The 21,852-nt window shown below is 53.0% G+C and carries 23 protein-coding genes; 5 read left to right on the plus strand and 18 right to left on the minus strand.

The features are described from left to right. Positions 1-15 precede the first annotated feature (15 nt). The 3 genes from EVJ21_RS01425 to EVJ21_RS01435 form a co-directional block, all read right to left on the minus strand. Positions 16-1,131, minus strand: coding sequence for an NAD(P)/FAD-dependent oxidoreductase (locus tag EVJ21_RS01425; protein WP_131465150.1), 1,116 nt, complete (start codon positions 1,129-1,131; stop codon positions 16-18). Between the two features lie 80 nt (positions 1,132-1,211). Next, positions 1,212-1,946: a Bax inhibitor-1/YccA family protein gene (locus tag EVJ21_RS01430; RefSeq protein WP_084812878.1), complete on the minus strand. Its 735-nt coding sequence runs from the start codon at positions 1,944-1,946 to the stop codon at positions 1,212-1,214. A gap of 26 nt (positions 1,947-1,972) precedes the next feature. Next, a complete protein-coding gene (locus tag EVJ21_RS01435) occupies positions 1,973-2,497 on the minus strand; it encodes a type 1 glutamine amidotransferase domain-containing protein (protein ID WP_070327347.1) in 525 nt (174 codons plus the stop codon). Positions 2,498-2,670: 173 nt separating this feature from the next. Here EVJ21_RS01435 and EVJ21_RS01440 point away from each other — a divergent pair, with 173 nt between their 5' ends. Further along, a complete protein-coding gene (locus tag EVJ21_RS01440; RefSeq protein ID WP_131465154.1) occupies positions 2,671-3,465 on the plus strand; it encodes a thymidylate synthase in 795 nt (264 codons plus the stop codon). Beyond that, positions 3,462-3,947, plus strand: a complete 486-nt coding sequence (locus tag EVJ21_RS01445; protein WP_131465156.1) for a dihydrofolate reductase — start codon at positions 3,462-3,464, stop codon at positions 3,945-3,947. The genes EVJ21_RS01440 and EVJ21_RS01445 overlap by 4 nt, the downstream gene beginning before the upstream one ends. A gap of 14 nt (positions 3,948-3,961) precedes the next feature. Here the strand turns inward: EVJ21_RS01445 and EVJ21_RS01450 are convergent, their stop codons facing one another. The 6 genes from EVJ21_RS01450 to EVJ21_RS01475 form a co-directional block, all read right to left on the minus strand. Then, positions 3,962-5,452, minus strand: a complete 1,491-nt coding sequence (locus EVJ21_RS01450) for a GGDEF domain-containing protein (protein WP_131465158.1) — start codon at positions 5,450-5,452, stop codon at positions 3,962-3,964. A 169-nt stretch (positions 5,453-5,621) separates the two neighbouring features. Continuing rightward, complete coding sequence (gene fumC / locus EVJ21_RS01455; protein ID WP_070327351.1) at positions 5,622-7,022, minus strand: class II fumarate hydratase; 1,401 nt, start codon at positions 7,020-7,022, stop codon at positions 5,622-5,624. Between the two features lie 110 nt (positions 7,023-7,132). Next, positions 7,133-7,522: a reverse transcriptase-like protein gene (locus tag EVJ21_RS01460; protein ID WP_131489803.1), complete on the minus strand. Its 390-nt coding sequence runs from the start codon at positions 7,520-7,522 to the stop codon at positions 7,133-7,135. Further along, positions 7,503-8,285 carry a 5'-3' exonuclease gene (locus tag EVJ21_RS01465; RefSeq protein ID WP_131489804.1) on the minus strand — a complete coding sequence of 261 codons (783 nt, stop codon included), beginning with the start codon at positions 8,283-8,285 and terminating at the stop codon, positions 7,503-7,505. Before EVJ21_RS01465 ends, EVJ21_RS01460 begins: the two co-directional genes overlap by 20 nt. After that, complete coding sequence (locus EVJ21_RS01470; protein WP_131465164.1) at positions 8,282-9,217, minus strand: CobW family GTP-binding protein; 936 nt, start codon at positions 9,215-9,217, stop codon at positions 8,282-8,284. The genes EVJ21_RS01465 and EVJ21_RS01470 overlap by 4 nt, the downstream gene beginning before the upstream one ends. Before the next feature lie 15 nt (positions 9,218-9,232). After that, entirely contained in the window at positions 9,233-10,414 is a 1,182-nt protein-coding gene (locus EVJ21_RS01475) for a DNA-binding protein (RefSeq protein WP_236633494.1), read from the minus strand. A gap of 157 nt (positions 10,415-10,571) precedes the next feature. On the opposite strand from EVJ21_RS01475, the gene EVJ21_RS01480 reads away from it, so the two are divergent. Beyond that, entirely contained in the window at positions 10,572-11,084 is a 513-nt protein-coding gene (locus tag EVJ21_RS01480; RefSeq protein ID WP_236633493.1) for a hypothetical protein, read from the plus strand. A gap of 41 nt (positions 11,085-11,125) precedes the next feature. Here EVJ21_RS01480 and hfq read toward each other — a convergent pair whose 3' ends face one another. The 7 genes from hfq to EVJ21_RS01515 all read right to left on the minus strand — a co-directional run bounded on the left by hfq (position 11,126) and on the right by EVJ21_RS01515 (position 17,883). Further along, entirely contained in the window at positions 11,126-11,374 is a 249-nt protein-coding gene (gene hfq / locus EVJ21_RS01485; protein WP_016509830.1) for an RNA chaperone Hfq, read from the minus strand. Positions 11,375-11,386: 12 nt separating this feature from the next. After that, the gene (miaA, locus tag EVJ21_RS01490) at positions 11,387-12,337 is read right to left on the minus strand and encodes a tRNA (adenosine(37)-N6)-dimethylallyltransferase MiaA (protein ID WP_070327357.1); all 951 of its coding nucleotides are present in this window, start codon (positions 12,335-12,337) and stop codon (positions 11,387-11,389) included. A gap of 237 nt (positions 12,338-12,574) precedes the next feature. Then, positions 12,575-13,168, minus strand: coding sequence for an AmiS/UreI family transporter (locus EVJ21_RS01495; protein WP_131440514.1), 594 nt, complete (start codon positions 13,166-13,168; stop codon positions 12,575-12,577). Positions 13,169-13,280: 112 nt separating this feature from the next. Further along, a complete protein-coding gene (locus tag EVJ21_RS01500; RefSeq protein ID WP_131465168.1) occupies positions 13,281-14,132 on the minus strand; it encodes a PPK2 family polyphosphate kinase in 852 nt (283 codons plus the stop codon). A gap of 130 nt (positions 14,133-14,262) precedes the next feature. Continuing rightward, positions 14,263-15,792, minus strand: a complete 1,530-nt coding sequence (locus EVJ21_RS01505; RefSeq protein WP_131465170.1) for a M4 family metallopeptidase — start codon at positions 15,790-15,792, stop codon at positions 14,263-14,265. A gap of 179 nt (positions 15,793-15,971) precedes the next feature. Next, entirely contained in the window at positions 15,972-16,970 is a 999-nt protein-coding gene (locus tag EVJ21_RS01510; protein ID WP_070327360.1) for an ABC transporter permease, read from the minus strand. Beyond that, complete coding sequence (locus tag EVJ21_RS01515) at positions 16,963-17,883, minus strand: ABC transporter ATP-binding protein (RefSeq protein WP_070327361.1); 921 nt, start codon at positions 17,881-17,883, stop codon at positions 16,963-16,965. The genes EVJ21_RS01510 and EVJ21_RS01515 overlap by 8 nt, the downstream gene beginning before the upstream one ends. 117 nt (positions 17,884-18,000) lie before the next feature. Here EVJ21_RS01515 and EVJ21_RS01520 point away from each other — a divergent pair, with 117 nt between their 5' ends. Beyond that, a complete protein-coding gene (locus EVJ21_RS01520) occupies positions 18,001-18,750 on the plus strand; it encodes a GDSL-type esterase/lipase family protein (RefSeq protein WP_071397395.1) in 750 nt (249 codons plus the stop codon). Between the two features lie 35 nt (positions 18,751-18,785). Here EVJ21_RS01520 and EVJ21_RS01525 read toward each other — a convergent pair whose 3' ends face one another. Continuing rightward, positions 18,786-19,457 carry a hypothetical protein gene (locus EVJ21_RS01525; protein ID WP_131489805.1) on the minus strand — a complete coding sequence of 224 codons (672 nt, stop codon included), beginning with the start codon at positions 19,455-19,457 and terminating at the stop codon, positions 18,786-18,788. Further along, complete coding sequence (locus tag EVJ21_RS01530; protein ID WP_131465174.1) at positions 19,444-20,574, minus strand: mandelate racemase/muconate lactonizing enzyme family protein; 1,131 nt, start codon at positions 20,572-20,574, stop codon at positions 19,444-19,446. Before EVJ21_RS01530 ends, EVJ21_RS01525 begins: the two co-directional genes overlap by 14 nt. A gap of 81 nt (positions 20,575-20,655) precedes the next feature. Here EVJ21_RS01530 and EVJ21_RS01535 point away from each other — a divergent pair, with 81 nt between their 5' ends. Next, a complete protein-coding gene (locus EVJ21_RS01535) occupies positions 20,656-21,852 on the plus strand; it encodes an HTH domain-containing protein (protein WP_131489806.1) in 1,197 nt (398 codons plus the stop codon).

Here is a 21,852-nt window from a genome sequence, read left to right on the forward strand (position 1 = left end):
TGTCGCCTGTTTTGTTCACTGCAGTTGTCGGTAGACATGGTCTTCTATCGGATAAAGCGACAGATCAAGTTCGCAGTCTCCCGTCAGCACCAAGTCTGCAAGTACTTTGCCGATAAACGGGCCGACCGTCAAGCCCGATGAACCGAGACCGTTGGCGACGAGTAATTTCTCTGCCCCCGGCACACGACCGAGAATCGGGATCGAGTTCGGTGTGACCGGACGGAAACCGACACGCGTCTCGATCAATTCGGCTTCTGCTAAGCCAGGCGCCGACTCTAGACCTTTTGCGAGCACTTCATGGACACCGACCGCCGTCGGGCGTGCGTCGAACGCCTTACCCCGCTCATGCGTCGAACCGATGACGACCCGACCCCCTTCGAACCCGAGCAAATACCGGCGTCGCGGCGGCATGACGACCGGCCAATCTGACGCATCGACGTTTGGTAACTGGACGTGGACGATTTGCGCTTTCTCCCCCGAGACGCGTGCCGTATAACCGATCGGCTCGAGCAGTTCAGGCAACCAGGCCCCACACGCCAAAATGATTTCGTCCGCGTCGTAGCGGACGCCGTCACATTCGACGTGATAGCCGTCTTCTTCGACGAGAACGGCAGAGCCGTCGATAAGTTTCACGCCACGTTTGACGGCGACACGTTCGAGCGCCGCGCGCAACTTCTCGCCATCGACGCGGGCCCCGCCCTCGACGAGGAGCGCATCGTATTCATCTGACAGCGGTGGGAAAAGAACTTTCGCCTCTTCAGCCGACAGTCGAGTCAACTCACCGATCTCTGGTGCCTCTTCCCGGCGCAGCGTCGTCCGCTCAAGCATCTCGTTCAACTTCTTGTCTTCATGCAACGCGAGCGTCCCGACGCGTTTATAGCCGGTATCACGCTCACCCTCATTCATTAACTCGGCGACGACGTCTCTATAATAGCGGGCACCGCCTTTGGCGAGCGCGTACCAGGCTTTATTGCGGCGTTGGGCGATCCACGGACAGACGATGCCTGCGGCCGCGTCGGTCGCCCGGCCCACTTCTTTTCGATCGATGACGGTGACGTCGGCTTTCCCGGCCAAATGATAGGCAGCCGAGATGCCGACGATGCCCGAACCGATGATAATAATTTTTTTCATAAGTTTCGCCCCCTTTAATCGCGAGGGCGGTCACATCCTTTCCTGTCTTCCTAAAAAAATCATCGGCCCAAGGCCGATGATCAGTCTCGCATCGCGAGGCGGTACAATAAGTCGAGCAATTCGATATAGAGCCAGACGAGCGTCACAATCAATCCGAACGCCGCCACCCATTCCAACTGCTTCGGTGCCCGGGCTTCGACTTGACGTGCGATATAGTCGAAGTCGAGGACGAGCGCGAGTGAGGCGATGATGACGATGACGAACTGGACACCGATCGCGAGCGGTGACGACCCCGTCATGAACGGAAGTCCGGAACCGAAGAAACTCATGCCGATCTGGACGAGATACAATAGCATGACCGTGAAGATCGCGGCCGTGACACCGGCCCGGAACTTTTGCGTCACTTTGACGAGCCCGGTCGAATAGACGAACCACATCGCGAACGCGACGATAAACGTCGTCAAGACGGCGCGACCGACGATGCCCGGTGCCATCGCTTCAAAGAAGTACGAAATCGAACCGACGAACACCCCTTCGACGATGCCGTAGAGTGGTGCGACGACAGGCGCCGTGTTCGGTTTGAAGGTGATGATGAGCGCCATGATCAAGCCAAGAATGAGCGAGCCGATCATGAGTGGGAACAAGAGCGCTTCCCCGATCGTCGGAACGAGCAGCCATGTCGTACCAGCCGCGGCCGTCACGAGCAAGAGCAACGTGAACACTTTCGACCACGTACCGGCTTTCGTCATCGGCTCCGTGCTATAAGCAGTCGACTCCATCGATTTACGGAGAATTGGGTTAGATTTTAAGTTCAACTGTAGAAATCTCCTTTATTCTTTTTTCAGTTTTTGGCCATGACCTTGATAAACTCACGCATATAGTCGGGCAGATCTGGCGGACGACGGCTCGAGACGATATGGCCATCGACGACGACCGGCTCATCGTGCCAGATCGCGCCCGCGTTTTCCATGTCGTCTTTAATGCCCGGTGTACTCGTCACGTTGACGCCTTGAAGGATGTTGGCTGAAATCAATACCCAGCCCGCGTGACAGATTTGACCGATCGGCCGTTTTTGCTCATCCATGTAGCGGACGAACCCTTTCACCGAGTCGAAACGGCGCAACAAGTCGGGCGACCAACCACCCGGGACGAGCAACGCATCATACGACGAGATGTCGACGTCGTCGAACGCCACGTCCGACTTGGCCGGGACGCCATACTTCCCAATATAAGCGTGATCGGCTTTCTCGCCGGCGAGGATGACGTTCGCCCCTTCTTCACGTAACCGGTGGACCGGATACCAGAGTTCTAAATCTTCAAAGTCGTCACTGACGATCTGCAAAATATTCATACCTTGTAATTTCATCGAATCCCTCCCTTTAATTGTCTTTCCCTAGTATACCCGAAATCGGACATCCCGAAAACGAATAATCACTGTCTCGTAGCTGTATATCGATTTTACAGTCAAGAAATCATCTACATCTTGTGGTAGATGTGATAACGTTAGAAATGAATGATTGAAAAGGGGGAACACCTACCATGAAACAATACCACGACTTATGTAACCATATTCTCGACCACGGCGTCGTCAAAGAAGACCGGACCGGTACCGGAACGACGAGCGTTTTCGGCTATCAGATGCGCTTCAACCTGCAGGACGGGTTCCCGCTCATCACGACAAAGAAATTACATACGCGCTCGATCATCCATGAACTGCTTTGGTTCATCTCTGGCGACACGAACGTCCGTTACCTGCAAGACAACGGTGTCCGTATCTGGAACGAATGGGCGGATGAGGACGGCAATCTTGGCCCGGTATACGGTGCCCAGTGGCGCTCGTTCCCGAAACCAGACGGCTCGAGTGTCGATCAACTCGCCCAAGTGATCGAACAGATCAAGACGAATCCCGACTCTCGTCGACTCGTCGTGTCTGCTTGGAACCCTGGTCAACTCGAGGACATGGCGCTCCCGCCGTGCCATCTGTTGTTCCAGTTTTACGTCGCCGACGGCAAACTATCATGCCAGTTGTATCAACGCAGCGCCGACACGTTCCTCGGTGTGCCGTTCAATATCGCGTCATACGCCTTGCTGACGCACATGGTCGCCCACGTGACCGGTCTTGAGGTCGGCGATTTCGTCCACACGCTCGGTGACGCGCACATCTATCATAATCACCTCGAGCAAGTGAAGCTGCAGCTGACGCGTGACACGCGCCCGCTTCCGAAACTGAACATCTTGCGTGACGTATCATCGATCGAGGACTTCCGGTTCGAGGACTTTGAACTCGTCGGTTACGACCCGCACCCGCACATTAAAGGAGCGGTCAGCGTATGATCATCCATGTCGTCGCTTGTGGATCAAATCGTGAAATCGGGAAAGACAACGCTTTGCTCTGGCGCCTGCCTGACGACTTGAAATACTTCAAAGCCGTCACCACGGGTCAGACGGTCGTCATGGGTCGAAAGACGTTTGAATCGATCGGCCGGGCGCTTCCGAACCGGCGCAACATCGTCGTCACGTCGAACCGTGAATTTTCAGCACCCGACGTCGAAGTCTGGCACGACCTCGATCGCATCCTCACCGCGCGCGACACCGAGGACTTCTTGGTCATCGGCGGGGCGACGCTTTATGAACAGACGATGCCAGTCACCGAACGCTTCTATATTACCGAAGTCGACGGGACGTTCGAGGCGGACACGTATTACCCGCTCACGCCGCAAAATCTCATCGTCACGGACGAACAGTTCCATCCGAAAGATGAGCGGCATGATTATAGTTTCACGTTCCGCCAATACGACAAAAAAGACATCGAATGAGATCGATGTCTTTTTCAATCCGGTAATTTTTCAAGCCATTGCTCAATTTTTTCTGTGATGACGTCGTTACGGTCTTGCTCCGCCAAATCATCGTACAGCGTCCCGAGCTCGGTCGCCGTTCGCTTCGTGACGGCAAGGATATGGCTATACTTGCCGCGTTGTTCTTTCACGGCCGATAGCGTCCCTTTCGTCGCGGTCGACCCCGACTCGTCTAAGATGAACATCTCGACGTTATCGTTACAGGCGTATAAGTCGTACGGTCGATAGACGACCTCGTAGCGCCGATGTTGTTTCGGCAGCTGTTCGGCTAGTGAGGCGTATTTTTGCGGGCTCATCGTCACATAAGCGAGACGCTTCTCTTCTCGAACTGCAGACGAATAACGGATGATGCGGTTACGCCCGTCACGCTTCGCTTTATACAAGGCCTCGTCGGCATAGGCGCACCACTCTCCGAGCGTCATCCCGGTCTGGCAGACACGCGTATAACCGATCGACACAGTGACATGGTGCTCATAAGGAAACTCCATCTGCTCGATCCGCGTCCTGACCCGTTCAAGTACCGCGTCGACGACGGTCCGGTCGGAAACGTTAAGGATGACCAAAAACTCTTCGCCGCCGTACCGAATCAACTCATCGCTCGAGCGGATGGCTAGACGGATCTCTTCGGCGATGCGATGCAACACTTCGTCGCCATACGCATGGCCAAACGTGTCATTTAACTGCTTAAAGTGATCGATGTCTAAAAGCGCGAGCGTGAAGCTCTCTCCGGAACGTTCTAAGCGGGAGACGAACCGGCTGAACGTCGCTTTTAAGTATTTACGGTTAAAAGCGCCCGTCAATTCATCGACGAGAAGCGCGTTCGAGACGAGCCGTGCCTTTTCAATATGTAAGCCGAGCCGGACGAGCCGTTCTTCCATCGGGATCCACGATTCCCAGTAATCATCAAAGCCGTATGAATAAGCGGCCAAGCGATAATGCTCATTCGTCCCGATGACGATGAGCGGCACATAGAGTTTCTTCATTTTGCTGACGAACGACTGAATGTCTCGCTCTGGGAAGTGAGACCATAGTTCGACATCCATGACGATCGCTTTCGGGACGTCTTCATAATCGTACTCGACCGCTTCTGCGATCGTCTGCAGAAACACCGGCCTCGCCCCTAATTTTTCAACTCTCGGTTTGTAGCGACTAAACGTAGAGAAACTACCCGATAAAATCAATACTAAGTCTTCATCTTCTTGTTCGATTCCCAAAACCGTATGAATATAACGTTTGACCGGCGCAATCAACGCAATCGCTTCTGACTGCGTCAAGACGGGCGGTAGTTCACGCACGTCAGACTCGACCCGACTAAAAATCTCAAGCAGATGCATGAGTCGACGGTTTTTGACTTCCGTTTTCATCCAATCTAATAAAAATTCGATTTCGGTTTTTTGAATCTGTCTAGCTTCCGTGATTTTCGCCAAAATTCCATATACGCGATCTGTGAGTTGATGTTGCTCCATGCCCGACCCCCCAGTTTCGTTCTCCCCGATATTCGCTTCTGTCTCTGATTATGCGACTTCACCCACGAAAATACAACTATTTCCTCATTTAATTCCTATTGTTTGACATTAATCTAGTTCAAACGTCCTATAAAATCAAAAAAAAGCGGTTCAACGACCGCTCTTCCTGTTATTTTCCAACTTTTAGATTAGGTGATGTCATCTCTTCCGGACGAATCCACTGGTCGAACTGCTCTTCAGTCAATAGACCTGTCTCGAGCGCTGACTCTTTCAATGAGATGCCTTTTTTATGGGCATGCTTGGCAATCTTCGCAGCATTTTCATAGCCGATGTGCGGATTCAACGCCGTGACGAGCATAAGCGAGCGCTCGACGTTATGGGCGATCACATCTAAATCCGGCTCAATCCCGACGGCACAGTGCACATCGAACGAATGAAGGCTGTCTGTCAATAAACGGCACGTCTGTAAAAAGTTGTACATGATGACCGGCTTAAAGACGTTCAATTCGAAGTTCCCTTGGCTCGCACCGAACCCGATCGTCGTATCGTTGCCGAGAACTTGGGCCGCGACCATCGTCAACGCCTCACTTTGCGTCGGGTTCACTTTTCCAGGCATGATCGAGCTACCCGGTTCATTTTCAGGAATCGTGATCTCGCCAATCCCGGCACGAGGACCAGAAGCGAGCCAGCGGACGTCGTTGGCGATCTTCATCGCGTCCATTGCGAGCGCCTTCAACGCCCCGTGCGTGAAGACGAGTTGATCGTGACTCGTGAGCGCGTGGAACTTGTTCACGGCCGTCACGAAACGTTTACCGGTCTCAGTCGAAATTTTGGCAGCGACAACTTCACCGAAATCCGGATGCGCGTTGATGCCTGTCCCGACCGCTGTCCCACCGAGCGCGAGTTCTGTTAACGGTTCAAGCGTCCGTTCAATCATCTGTTTCGATAGTTCAAGCATGCGGACCCAGCCGCTGATCTCTTGCCCGAGCGTGACCGGCGTCGCGTCCTGCAAGTGGGTGCGCCCGATCTTCACGACGTCCATATACGTTTCGGCCTTCTTGTCGAGCGTCGCATGGAGCGCTTCAATCGCCGGAATGACTTTATCCTCGACGGCAAGGATGGCGGCGATATGCATCGCAGTCGGATACGTGTCGTTTGAACTTTGTGACTTGTTGACGTCATCGTTCGGATGAATCGTCAGCGTCTGCCCGCGTGCTTTTAACTTGTCGTTCGCCAAGTGGGCGATCACTTCGTTGACGTTCATATTGGATTGTGTGCCTGATCCTGTCTGCCAGACGACGAGTGGGAACTCGGCGTCATGATCACCCGCCACAATCTCATCTGCGACCTCGGCGATAATGTCCGCCTTGCCCTGCTCGAGGACCCCTAATTCAGCGTTGGCCAAGGCCGCGCCTTTTTTCAGAATCGCGAACGCATGAACGACTTCGAGCGGCATTTTCTCCGTCCCGATTTTAAAGTTCTCTAAGCTTCGTTGTGTTTGTGCTCCCCATTTTGCTGAAGCTGGGACGTTGATTTCCCCCATCGTGTCCCGTTCGATCCGATAATCCATGAAAATTCCCCCTCTTTTTTTGACTACGCTTTCATTTTAGCGAAATTTTTGCAAAAAAGAAACGTGCGCTTATGAGAATCGAAAAAAAGTCGAGACACGTCTCGACTTCTTCATCTGCCAAGCAGCGCTGCCTTTGCGACCGAGTCAGCCCGGTTGTCTGCCCGTGGGATCCACTTGATGAACGTGACCGGCAGTTCGTCGTAGGCGATCAACGCCTCAAGAAATAGCGGTTTGACCGATTTGTCTTTCATAAAGCGTTGCTCGAGCGCACGCACGATTGTCTCGGCGTCTGAATAAAACAGGAACGTCGACTCCCCTTCGAGCGCTTCAGCTTGTTTGAGCGCGAAGACGAGTGCCGCGAGCTCGGCTTGAACGCTCGATAGCCCGGTCCGCTTCTCTGTGAACGTAACGACCGTCCCATCGGACGCCTTTAGCCAGACACCGAGCCCGTTCTCCCCGGTCTGTTGATTCGTGGCCGCGTCAAAATAAAAGTGAACCAAAGCGGTACGCCTCCCAGTCGGTCTCGATCGGAGCGTCGATATCGATTTGTGACAGACGCTTCGACAGCAACGCGACTTCTTCGTGACCGTCCAATTTTTTCGCATACTTTTGGTGTGCTTCAAGCAACTGTTCCGTTCGCAACAGCTCGTATAATTGTTCGACGGTATCGTATGACTGCACGAGGATCGTCGCCGTCTTCGGACCGATCCCTTTGACGCCCGGAATGTTGTCCGACGCATCGCCTTGGAGCGCCTTCACATCGACGAACTGTAACGGTCTCACCCCGTACGTCGCTTCGAACAATTCCCGGCTCATCAACAGTTCCTCGCCTTTTTTAGGGACAATTTGAAACACGTTCGAAGATAACAGTTGATGCAAGTCCCGGTCGGACGAGTACATGTACGATTCCCCGGGGAACGCCGTCGCGACGGCCCCTATCAAATCGTCCGCCTCGTACCCGGCCAGCTCGGACTGAAAGATGCCGCGTTCCGTGAGCGCGGCCCGCAGTTTGACGTAATCATGAAACAACGGTTCCGGCAGACCGGTCCGGGTCGCCTTATAGTCGGGAAACAAGGCGAACCGATGGGTCGTCTCTCTTGGTCCGTCCCAAAAGAAAGCGATATGGGTAAACTCGTTCGTCCAGCCGTCGACTTTACGGAGCAAACCTTTCAACGTCACTTCGGGGTCGAGCGCCCGGCGCCGTTCGGTCGCAAAATAATAACGCGATAATAAGTTAAATCCATCTACTAGCATCAACCTCATCGTTCATTCACCTCACAAGCTTTCATCCCGCGTTCAAGCGCTTCCCGGTCAAGTTCTTTGCCGATCCAGACAAAAACAGACCGGGTATCGTCGCTCGGTTCATTGGCGAACGTCGCGCCCATCAACTGGTTCGTCGCCTGGACGACAAATTTTGAAGACTCGCCTTCAATACGGACAATCGCTTTGAGACGATAGACGTCTTGTTCATAGTGCATGAGCACTTCTCTGACGTAACGCGTGACCCGCTCGCGGTTTAACGGCACGTCGGTCGTGATCGTGATAGCCCGCAGCGTCGAGACGGACGTATGTCCGGCTGTCAGCTCGCCGAGCAGACGTTCATCGATGCGGGAGAGCTGGAACGTGTTCTCGAGTAACTCATACGCTCCGACCGTCTGCTCGGTCTCGATGACACGTACGGTCGGGTTCAATTCACGAATCCGGCCGTGGGCACGCTCGAGCTCGGCCTCGCTGACGAGATCGACTTTGTTGAGCAAGATCACATCGGCATAGGCGATTTGATGGATACCTTCGATGAACAGTTCGCGGTCCATCTGGCTCGCATCGACGACGGTCAAAATCGCCGTCAGTTTAAAGCGCGATCGTAAGTAATCGTCGTAATAAATCGTCTGGATGATTGGGGCCGGGTCGGCAACACCTGTCGTCTCGATGACGATGCGATCGAACGACTCGCCTCGCGAGGCGAGTTGATAAAACGTCTTACTCAAATCATTTTGGATTGAACAACAAATACAACCGTTCGACAGTTCGATCTGTTCTTGATCCATGTTGACGATCAATTGTTCGTCAATGTTGACCGAGCCGAGCTCGTTGACGATCAAGAGCAATCGTTCGTCCGTCGCTTCTAAAAGACGGTTCATATATGTCGTTTTTCCGGCGCCTAAAAAGCCGGTCACTAATTGCACGGGAATCATGCCTTGCACCTCACTTTATAAATTTTCGTGGACCCGTGCCCACTTCTCGTAGCGAGCGTCCAACAAGTCGATCAAATGAAGCAGCCACCCTTCGGTCGTGGCCGGCAGGACGCTAGAACCCCATTCCCGTTTTCCGTGGTGGGACAAGATCATATGCCAAATCCGGTGGTGGACGTCAAGCGGCAACGTGATGCCGGCGGCTTGTTGACTCTTCTCGAACAACAGCCCTCCGTATGGCATGTGACCGACCAGACTCCCCATCGGATTGATGGCGATCCCTGTCGTCTCACTCGTGCCGGTGACGTAAAACAGCTGCTCGAACCGTCTCGGTGACGACAACAGATGACTGTATTCGAACAACTTGCCGATGTCATGGAACAAGATACCGAGCGCGAGTTCGTCCCAGCGGAGCGGTTCTTTCAGTTCTGCCATCGCCTCACACGCCGTATAGAGCGACTCAAACGTCCCACGGAACGCCTGCTCGACTTTAACACCGTTCATCGTATTCCATACGTCTACTTTGTGCAACTGCTCGGCTTCTTTGATGATCCGGAACGCAGTCGCCAAATAATCGTCTTGCTCTTGGATGCGGTAACCGAGTCGCAACATGCAGACCGTATGTTTTAACAGTCCACCGACGTAGTTGTGGTGATGGTAGAGAGCAGCCGGGGCCAATACGAAATCGTCCCAATATTGATCGAGGAGCGCCAACGCGATCGCCTCATAGTCCGGAGACAGCGTCGACAAAATCGCGAACAGCTCTTCGGCATACTGATCGAACGTCTCGTCGCCTGGAAGTCCAGGTAAGAGCGACACCGCCTCGTCCCGGGACATCGGTTGGACACGATCGATCGTGATCGATTTGGCGCCGTCCGGCTTCGGATAGACGTCAATCTTTCCTTCTAAGGCGATCACGCCCGATTCGTAAATCGGTAGCAGTTGATCTTCGTTGCCCCGCAGCCAATGTTTGGCCCGGATCAGCCCGCCAGACGTCGTCAAATTAAGTTGCAACCATTTGGCGCCAGACTTCCCTTCCCGCACCTCGACCGAACTGACGAGCGCATTCGTCTGAATCGGTGTCCCGTCCGACAAATCCGTTAGCCGAAGCGTCGACTTCTCGACTTTCGGAACTTGAAACCTGGCCCGGTCGAACGTACCACCACCTGCGACCGCGTCGATCTGTTGATAATAATTCATGATATGACCCCCTTTTTCTTCTCTTTGCCCATTGTATCGTGTTTTATCGTTCGAGGCGAACATACTTTCGTTACTGGTCAGAAACTTGTGAGGAATATATTGAAAGCGCTTACCTATATTGTTACGATATAAGTAGTTACAAAAAGGGGGAATGATGATGATTTCACTACTAGACACGTATGAACGGTTGATCGCGACAGGGGAAGCGGCACGTTATGCAGATGTCCATCCAACGATTGACGGTATCCTCGAAGGGGCGGTCTGTCCCGTATCAGACAATGAGCTTGAGCAGGCAGTCGCCGGTCACGCTGGAAATCCATATACGCACGACGACCTCATCGACTCGGTCGTCGCGCATGAGATGAAAGGAGCGATGGCCGCTTTAATCGTCTCAGGGTATCCGGTGCAAACACCGCTCGCGAAAGCGGTCGTCTTATCTGCCTTCGCCCGGACGAACCGGATGAATATCGATAAGCTGAAAGAGCTCGGTCACGCCGACCTGCTCGTCCGCATCCAGTCGGCCGACCGCTCGTGGAAACGGACGTATACGCACTTGTATCGGTCGAGTCCCGCCCAAATGTGCGAGCAACTCGACTCGTTGCTCGGTGGCTGCGCCATCCATCGCGTCCTCGAGGCGCTCCATGATGACCGCAACATAAAAACGGCATAAGAAAAGAGCGGTCCCCGGGCCGCTCTTTCCTTATGCTTCAATTAACCTTCCGTCATCTCGACCGCTTCCGGTTCGAACAACGTGACGTTCCGTGCTGGCGAGAACGTCGAAATCGCATGTTTATAAATCAACTGTTGGCGCCCTTCCGACTCGACGATCACTGTGAAGTTGTCAAATGATTTGATGACTCCGCGAATTTGGAAGCCACTGACTAAAAACACGGTCGTCGGAACCATCTCTTTGCGCAATTGGTTCAGAAAATGATCTTGGATGTTATAGCTTGCCTTCATGTTGCATTCCCCCTAGTCTATGTCTCGTTCAAATAATCGGAATTTTCGAAAAAACTCCTCAACCTCATCATAGATATTTTTATACGATAGTTCAAATGATTTCTTTCCCATATCTACCCAAATCCCATCAAATTGATGACGGAACCACGTTAATTGCCGTTTTGCAAACTGGCGTGTATGTTGTTTCAACGTCTCGGTCATCCGCTCTCGCGTCAGTTTCCCGTCTAAGTACGGCACGACTTCTTTATAGCCGATGGCCCGTAGCGCCTGTGTCTCCCGGTACCCGGCACGCAATAAGCGCTCGACTTCTTCGATGAGACCCGCTTCGATCATCAAATCGACGCGATGATTGATCCGCTCATATAAGACGTCGCGATCGGCGTGCAGGACAAACAACTTATAATCGTAATGCTCAGATGGGGCACTATCCATTGCCTGCTCGTCACCTGAGAGCGCGACTTCGAGGGCACGGATGACACGGCGGACATTATTTGGATGAATGATGTCGGCGCGCCTCGGATCGAGGCCACGCAAGCGGTCATGTAACGCCTCGGCGCCGTGTGCTTCCGCTTCGGCTTCAAGCGCTGCACGCAGTTCCGTATCGACCGGTCGCTCCGTGAACTCGTAATCGTATAAAATCGCCCGAATATACAGGCCCGTCCCACCGACTACAATCGGCACCTTCCCGCGCGAGTAGATATCGTCGATCGCCGCGCGGGCGAGACGTTGAAATTTGGCGACGCTCATCGCTTCATCCGGGTCACAAATGTCGATCAAATGATGCGGTACGCCTTCCGCCTCTTCGACCGTCACTTTGGCGGAACCGATATCCATTCCGCGGTACACTTGGACCGAGTCGCCTGATACGATTTCTCCGTCGAACGCCTTGGCGAGCTCGATGCCCGTCTTCGTCTTCCCGACTGCCGTCGGCCCGACAATCACGATGACTGGTGTCTTTTTCATTTCTGTCACTCCTCAAACGAAAGACCGTTCCTAAAAAGGAAACGGCCCGTCAAATTCTTCTTTTAATTGTATCATCAAACACGACCGCAAACAGCATCCAACCGCAGATTAATAAACCGAGCAGTAAAATCAAGCCATCACTCATCTGTGACCGCCTCCTTTACCTACTCCTTTCCCACTTTTCACACTTTAGACACAATTTAACATGCAAACTAAAAACGCTCAGGATGAGCGTTTTTAGTTTGCCGTCTCGACTTGGCGTTTGAACCGCGACATCGCGAAGGCAAAGTAGAGAACAGCCGTACCGCTCGCCGCCCACCAAATGACGTCATAGAGCGGCGTCATCAAATTGGCCAAGCCGAGCAATGCGGGTACGATCAACGTCAACCAAGCGAGGACGAAGGCGACGCGTGCTGTCACGCCGTCGATCGCTCGTTCCAGCGCCATCCCATAGAAGAACAATCCCCAAAGGAACGACCAGAACAACCACGTCACCGCGCCCATGCTGTCACCGTTCGCGAACCCGACGACGGCGTAAAATAGTGCCGAAATCGCGACGAACAGTGAGAACCAGCCGACACCGCGTCCGTCCAAGTTAAAGATGAACGTCACACCGACGTACAAATACGTGAATGCGAACAAGTAAATACCTGCGTATCCAAACAGTTCTGACGGGCTCGCCCCGATGACGAGCCATGTCGCGATGAACGCCTGGAACATGCCGGTGAACAGGCTGAACACCCCGGCACTTTTCATATCGACTTTCCCAAACAGGACGAGGCTGTTAATGAACAGTGCCACGCCGCCGAACAACAAACTAATATTCCCCACAATGATTGCTCCTTTGTATAGATGTCTGACGTCTGATTCGATACGTCCACTGTACATTGGATTCGCTTTCAACGCAATAGGAAAATCAATCGTTTCAGTACACGACGCTCAATCATTCACTTTCTAACTCTTTAATCGCCTCGTCAATCTTTTCCTGCTCCTCTTCCGTGAACGTCGGGAACTGCGGATTGATGTTCTCGAGCACGTCGATCATAACGGTCGAGACGATGTAACGCGCGTACCAGTCATCGTCGGCCGGAAGAATATACCATGGTGCCTGACTTGTCGACGTATTCGACAACATGTCTTCGAAGATGGCCTGGTAATCGTCCCAATGTCTCCGCTCCTCGACATCACTGAATGAAAACTCCCAATTCTTCTTCGGGTCTTTCAAGCGTTCGAGCAGACGATCGCGTTGCACTTCTTTTGAGACGTTAAAGAAAAATTTGATGACCTCAAAGCCGTTCTCCTTAAGATACTGCTCATAATCGTTAATCTGACGGTAGCGCACGGCCCATACGTTCGCTTCATCTGGGATCACCTCGTCGCCTAGTAGATCGTGGACGCGGGGTGCGATGACTTCTTCGTAATACGATCGGTTCAAAATACCGACTTGACCCCGCTCCGGCATCAAATCGTGCATCCGCCATAAGTAGTCATGTTTCTTTTCGGTGTCCGACGGCTTTTGGAAGGCGTTCGTCTTCAACCCTTGGGCATTCAAGTTTGAGAAGATATAGCTGATCGCTTCATCTTTCCCTCCGGCATCTAGCGCCTGCAAGACGACGACGACACCCTTTTTAGCCTCGGCATATAGCTTCCAATGTAACTCTTTTAACCTGTCGACACTTTTTGGAATCAATTCCTCAGTCAACGTCTCATCAGACGGCCGGTCTTGCATGCTCGTTTGGAAGTCGCTCAAGCGAATTCCATTTTTATGGTCGATACGAAATTGGTGAATATTCATAAATCCTCCTCTGAATCAGTTCAGTTTAAACTACAACCCTATTTACCCTCTTTAGCGAGTCTATCACCTACTAAACTAAAAACATCTCTTCCGCGCGGGAAGAGATGTCTGTCTACTTAATTGATTCCGATTAATAGATGCCGACCGCGTCAAACGATTTCGCGGCAGCAACGGCTTGTGTGCTCGTCGAACCGTAAAGGTCTTTAGCCGATTGGACGACCGCTTGGCGAAGACTCGAGAAGTTCGAAGTCGGTGTCAAGTAGACCGTGAGGGCGCGGTAGTAGATGTCCCCCATCTCCATGACGCCGACACCTTGGACCGAGACACCGTAATGCGATCCGCCATTACCTAACAAGTAGGCCGCTTTATTGACGATTCCTGAGTTGATATGGACACCGCCATTGTCTTGCGTTCCTGTATAACGCACCGAATAGTGATCCGGGTCACCGTAAGCGGCCGGGTTCGACATCGAACGTAGAGCGTCCCCTGCAACGCCTGGCGTGTAGATATCCTCCCCGACCAACCAGTCAAAGTTCGATCCGACACTGTATTCGGCGACCGTACCAAAGATATCAGACACCGCTTCGTTGATCGCACCCGATTCGTTCTGGTAGATCAAACCGGCCGTGTACTCGGTGACGGCGTGTGACAACTCGTGGGCGACGACATCGAGCGCACCCGAGAGGTAAGTGAACGTCTGTCCATCCCCGTCCCCGTAAACCATCTTGCTGCCGTCCCAGAACGCGTTGTTGTAACTGCGGCTGTAATGGACCGTCGAGTTGAGAGCCGCCCCGTTGTTGTCGTAGCTATTGCGGCCGTAAGTGTTTTTGAAGAAATCGTACGTTTTAGTCGCATTCACGTGCGCACTGACCGCGGCCCGGTCATACGTCGTGTTCAAGACGTTATCGACGTCGGCCCAAAGTGATCCGGGAAGACGTGTCCGGTTGCCGGCATCGTACGTGTAGATGCCTTTACCGCGCGTCGAGTCTTGTAAATAGTAATATGAACCGCTCTTCGTCGTCTTGAACGTTTGGCTCTGTCCGAGCACGTCGATCCCCGTTCCGGTAAACGCCGTTCCTGTGACGCCGTTCGCCGGTTTGGCGTGAGCCAACTGGTTGTATTTGTTCAACACCTCGCCGCTCGCCGCATCGATGAAGTACGTCCAACGTGATGGTTCCTCAGCATCGAGGATCGTCCCGGTCACCTCATAGGCATAAGCCGCTTCACCTTTGTTCGGGTAGATGACGAGTTCCGCTGCCGGCTCGAGCTCGTAGGCGCCTGTATGACCGACAAGTTCTTTATAGCGGGCGACTGCTTTTCGTTCGTTCAGTTTGATCGATTTATGTAGTCCTTTCAGTTGTTTCGTGTCATCGACGACCGTCTTCAATTGTCCGGCCTCGTCGACCACTCCGACGACGATACCGCCGAATACGGGAACACCGTCCACCGTCTGTTGGAGTTTGACGACTTGTCCGACTTTGTCGCGCTTCGATTCGATCGTCTTGAATTCTCCTTTCGCTTTGGCGAACTCTTTGACGATCGTCGCCGGCGCCTCAGTCGATGGTTTTGTCAACGTGCCTGTCTTCAGTTCTGCCGCCCCGGCGAATTGTGGAACGAGTAAGACGCCTGCGATCAATGATGTCGATAAAACTTTTTTCATATGTGTTTCCCTCCTTATGTGGTGTCTCTTACTTTACATAGTTTCCCACAGTTAAGGAATCCAACTTATTGATTATTTTGACAATTCTAACTATTGAGACATTTAACCTATTCAGTCTTCCTGTTTAGTGCTTTCAACCGTATAAAAAAAGCGTCACCGGGATGGTGACACTTTCTCATTTAATAGACATCTTTTTGGGTGAAGTGATAGAACGCGTACGCCAACGCCGCGAGCGTCCAAACGAAAATGACGATGAGCGAGAACGGCAGTGTCATCCCATCAATCGGCGGGGCTTGTCCCTCGAGATAGGTATGAAGACCGAAGTTGACGTTCACCAAGTATTTCGAGCTGTCCCAGTTCGAACCGAGCGACGTGAGGAGCGGTCCCGAAATGAGGATGGCCATCATGATCCCGATCCCGGTCGCCGTATTTTTGACGAGGACCGAAATCATGAGTGCGATCGTACCGACGGCCGCCACGACGAACCACGATAGACCGACCGACATGAGCAAGTATTGCCACATCGGCAGCGTATGGACGAAGTCGGTCGAGAACGTCCCGGTCGCTGAGGCCTGGAATCCGGTCAAGATCGGTGCGGTCCAACCGTCCCATCCGAGCACGATCCCTGAAATGGCATAACTGACGAACGCCGTGATGAAGATGAGGATCGATGTGTACAACAGCGTCGTCATCCATTTCGCCAACAAAATCTTAAAGCGCCGGACCGGACGTGACAACAGCGTCTTGATCGTCCCGTCGTTATGCTCGCCGCTGACGATGTCTGCCATCAGAACGATGATGAACAGCGGCAGGACGAGCGTCGTCCCTTGGGAGAAGAAGACACGCATGAACGTCGGCGCCCCAGGATAACTCGGGTTGATGTCGTTATCTAAGTAGTATTGGTTTTGTTGCACTTGGAACTCGAGGATTTGCCGGAACTCGTCTTGGACGTTCGCCGAGGCGAGCCGGTTTTGCGTATCGACGATCTCTTGCTGCAAGTCGACACGCCAGTCGATCGTCCCTTGCTCTTCACGCTGCTTCTCGATTTGACGATAGTTGGCGTACGTGAACATCGAGACGAGTACGACGAGGATGACCGAGACGACCAATAGTCGTCGCTTATTATGGATCTTCAACACTTCGTTACGAATCAGGCCGAGTAAAGATGGATTAGACAATATGGTCACCCCCGGTCAATGTGATAAACAGTTCTTCGAGCGTCTGAACACGTCGTTCGAGACCAAAGACTTCCACATCTCGATCAAGCAAATAACGATTTAATCGGGCCGTGTCTTCTAAGTTCATCGAGACACGGATCGTCCGTTCGTCGACGACGTCCGCCTGCTCGATCGATTCAAAACCACGAACAATCGGCAACACCTCAAAACTGTCCGCCACGTGAACGTCGACCGTCGACGCCAATTCATTGATCAGCTCTTGAACGGTACCGACTTTCACAATCTTGCCGCGCGACATGATGGCGACACGGTCAGCGAGCAACTCAATTTCCGCCAAGATGTGGCTTGAAACGAGCACACTGAGTCCGGTTTCTTCGACGAGGCGACGGATAAACAGTCGCAAATCACGGATACCCATCGGATCGAGCCCGTTCGTCGGTTCATCTAAAATCAAGACACGCGGGTTGTTGAGCATCGCTTGCGCGATTCCAAGCCGTTGGCGCATCCCGAGCGAGTACGTCTTCACTTTGTCATCGATCCGGGCCGTCAAATCGACGAGGTCGATCACTTCTTGAATCCGGGCCTCCGTGATACCCGGTAACATGCGCGCGAACACGTTCAAGTTCTCGCGGCCACTCAAAAACTTATACAGCTCGGGATTCTCGACAATCGCCCCGATCTGGTTCATCGCTTGGACGAACTGGCGCTCGACGCCAAAACCGCAAATCGAGACGGACCCTTTCGTCGGTTTGATCAAGCCGACGATCATCCGGATCGTCGTCGTCTTACCAGCACCGTTCGGTCCTAAAAAGCCGAACACTTCCCCAGGAAACACATCGAACGAGATATCGTCGATGATGGTTTTTTTCCCGATTACTTTTGTCAAATGGTCTATTTTCAATGTTGGTTGCATCGTCTCACCTCAACTCTATTCTAGCGGACTCGTCCGCTTCTGTCCTATTCGAACATTCACATAGGGCAGGTTCAAATATATTTGATATGATGGTTACATAGAAAGTGAGGTCATCAGATGAAAAATGGGAAATGGTATGCCTTTTTAATCGGCTCTGTCTTGTTGACGGCAACGGCCTTGTTTGGTCTTTGGATTGGGTATCAAGACATCGTCAACCCGCCGGAGCGTACGCTCTCGGTCAGCGAAGATACGAGACCTGAACCAGACGGCGAAATTTTCGTCGCTCTCGGTGATTCAATCACACGCGGCGTCGGTTCGACGTCAGGCGCCGGTTACGTTCAACCGGTCAGCGCAGCTCTCGAAGACCAAGATATCCGCACACAAAACTTGGCCATATCGGGGGCACGCACCGAGGACCTGCTCGCTCAGCTCGCTCAGCCGGAAGTTCAGCGGACAATCAAAAACGCCCGCTACATCACGCTCACGATCGGCGGCAACGACCTGTTCAACCGGGGCGAAAACGTCGATAACTTCGAATCTGTCGATATCGAACAAGTCGTCACGGACGCTAAAGCAAACTTAAATGATATCTTTGCAGAAATCCGTGGTCTGAACGACACGGCTCAAATCGTCTATATCGCGCTTTACAACCCGTTCCCCGAGAACACGAACGGACAGGCGTTCAACCAGCTGATTCTCGACTGGAACGCTGCGGCGGCTAACCTTGGGAATACTTACCGCATCGACGTGATCGATCCGTTCGCGTACGTGAGCGACGTCACCCGAGACCTCGCAAGCGATCAGTTCCACCCGAGCGATCGGACGTATGAAAAACTTGCCGATGACATTTTATTTATCCTCGACTAAACACGTTTGGCCTGATCACATGGATCAGGCCATTTTTACCGTTCATATTGGATAAGCCACGTCTCGTCGACTCGTTTCATCGCCGTGCCGTACCAACCCGTCTTCAATAATTCGACTTGGCCGTCCGTATCACTCATCTCAAGCCACGCCGTCTCACCTAACGGTCGCCAACCCGTATGCAGTTCTTTCATAAAGATATAACGAAGTTTACCGCCATACTTTTGTTTGAGTGCGCCGATTCTTAGGCCCAGGACAAACTTGTCCTTCAAGCTCGGGATGTTGAACGGGGCGACGGTCGCACAGACGAGGTCAAACCGCTCGTCTTGGCTCAATTCTTCCATCAACAGCTTCCCTAAATGTTGCTGCAAACGGTAGCCCCGATAAGACGGATCGACGTTCGTCACCTCTTGGTAGATGATGCGATCGAGTTCATCCTCACGCCGCCCGATGTCACGACCTAAATGTTCGTCATCGAGCGGCGGGATGAGCAACGCCCGAAACGCAATCAACGCATCTTTGTGGAACGCGCCGATGATCGTCTGATCCGACAACAGCTTCATGAATTCGTCTGTCGTGAGCGCTTGGTAATGGCTACCTTCGGCAAGATCAGCAATCACGGTTTGTTGCACCGCTTCGATGGCCGTCAAGTCCATATCGGTCAAATGCCGAACGTCGAGTTCAAGTCCATTGCATTCACCGTGCCACATGATCGGCGCCTCCGACTTCATAGTAATCGGTCGTCAGGCGACGGAGCACGTCCTCATCGACGTCGACACCGAGACCCGGACGGTCGTTCAAGCGGATGAACGGTAAATCGTACGTCAAATTGCCGACGTCCGTAGCGAACCGGAGCGGGCCGGTCAGTTCGACCGATTGAACGATTTTACTCGAGAACGCGACGTGAAAGCCCGCGCTCGAAGCGATCGACGATTCGACCATCGAGCCGATTTGACACTCGATACCGGACATCTCGGCCATATGGACGAGTTTTTTCGCCGGATAGATGCCGCCGCACTTCATCAATTTCACGTTCACTTTATGCGCCGCTTGCATCATCGTCAAGCGGCGCATGTCGGCGACACCCCGTACCCCTTCGTCAATCATAAGCGGGACCGATATTTTGCCTTTAACTTCGAGCATTCCTTCAAAATCGTCGGCTTTGACCGGTTGCTCGACCCAATCGATATCAAACGGTTCGAGCTTACGCATCGCCTGCAGCGTCTTCGCCGCGTTTACCCAGCCTTGGTTGACATCAACACGGATTGGGACGTCAGGACCGACCGCTTGCCTTACTGCCGCGACACGACGGACGTCCGAGGCGACATCGACGCCGACTTTCATTTTGACGGCCGTGTAACCTTCTGCGACCTGTTCCGACGCTTCCGCCGCCATCGCTTCAGGCTCACCGATACTTAAGACGTGTGTGACCGGGAAGGCGTCGTGATAGCGTCCGCCGAGCAACTCGTAGATGGGTTGTCCGAGCTTCTTCCCGATCAAGTCATGGCAAGCAATGTCGAGCGCTGCCTTGGCCGCTGGAACGTCACGGATGGCCCGGTCCATCTCGTCGTGAATCCGTTCTAGATGCATCGGGTTCCGTCCGATCAACAGTGGACCGAGCAAGTGGCGAATGACACTGATCGTACTCTCAAGCGACTCGCCCGTCACGTGTTCGTCGGCAACCGCCTCACCGTACCCGACGAGACCGCATTCGGTCGTCATCTTGACGATTACCGACGGCATGACGTCATAGCGATGGTAGCTGACGATGAACGGGACTTTGAGCGGTAGTTCAATCGCAAACAGTTCTATTTTTTCTAGTTTCATGATAAGTGCTCCTTTACATTTAAAAGTTCATTGTATATATTGTCGTTAAATAGTCGCTAAATTGCAAGGAGGAGTTTTCGCATGTCGCTTCATTTAGCAATCGTCGGTTCAGCCGACTTCGTCGCTACCATCACAGCGCTGGCCCCTGATTATGAAGATGTTCGCTTCGCCTACTATACGTATCAACATCCGCACGAGGCGGCCACGATCGCCAAACAGCTCGGTTCGTTCGACGGCGTCTTCTTCTCGGGATCGTTCCCTTATTCGTACGCGCTGCCTTATCTCAGTACGAATATGGCGCACCACGTCGTCCAAGACGAGACCGTGCTGTTGACGACGCTCCTGTCGGCGGCGCTCACTCGTGCCGTCTCCCTCGAACACGTGTCGATCGATGTGATCGAGCCGAAACGGTTGGCGGCGATTTTATCGTCCCTCCCCGCAGTGACGACACCACCTCGTTTAATGAAGATTCATCCTGACGTCGACTTTCAAGACGTATTCGCGTTTCATGCGGACTTACAACCCGCTCAAACGAACTTGGCCTTGACGAGCATCGAGCGTGTCCACAGCCAATTGCAGGAGCAAGGCTATGAGAGTCAGCTCATGATCGAGCCGCCGAGTACGATCCGGTACCATCTCGAGCAACTGATTCAACGTGTTCGGCAACTATTGGCGGACAACGCTCAATTTTCAATCATTTTATATGATACCGATTCTGAGGCGCTCCGCGACCATTTGGCAACGGTTCACTATATCGGCGGACATCTCGAAACGACGGACGGTCCCTCGACCGCTCTGTTGACGACGAAAGGCGAGACGATCAGCGCCCTCGAAGAAAACACGCTCGCCCCCGCGTCTTTTGACTCTTCAATCGGGATCGGCTACGGCACCCAATACCAACAAGCTTACGAACATGCACAAATCGCCTTGTCTGCAGCCACCGACGAACGAGTCCGCATCGTTGACGACTCGAAGCGATTGTCTTTCCCGAAACGCGACGACGTGACTTCTTACCGTGTGACCGAAGAAGTTGCGTTCGATATCGTCAAACAAGTCGGCATCAGCCCGGCCAACGCCGGCAAGATCATCCGATTCTCGAAACGCAAACTCGAGTTCACCGCCAAAGAGCTGACCGACTACTTGAACGTCTCGCGACGGACGACCGAGCGACTCATCAAAAAACTACACGACGCATACCTTGTCAGCGTCATTGGTGAAGAAATGAGTTACGCCCAAGGCCGCCCCCGTGCCGTCTATAAATTCAATTTCCCGGCCTAG

This window comes from Exiguobacterium sp. SH0S2 (assembly GCF_004337185.1).
Lineage (GTDB): Bacteria > Bacillota > Bacilli > Exiguobacteriales > Exiguobacteriaceae > Exiguobacterium > Exiguobacterium aurantiacum_A.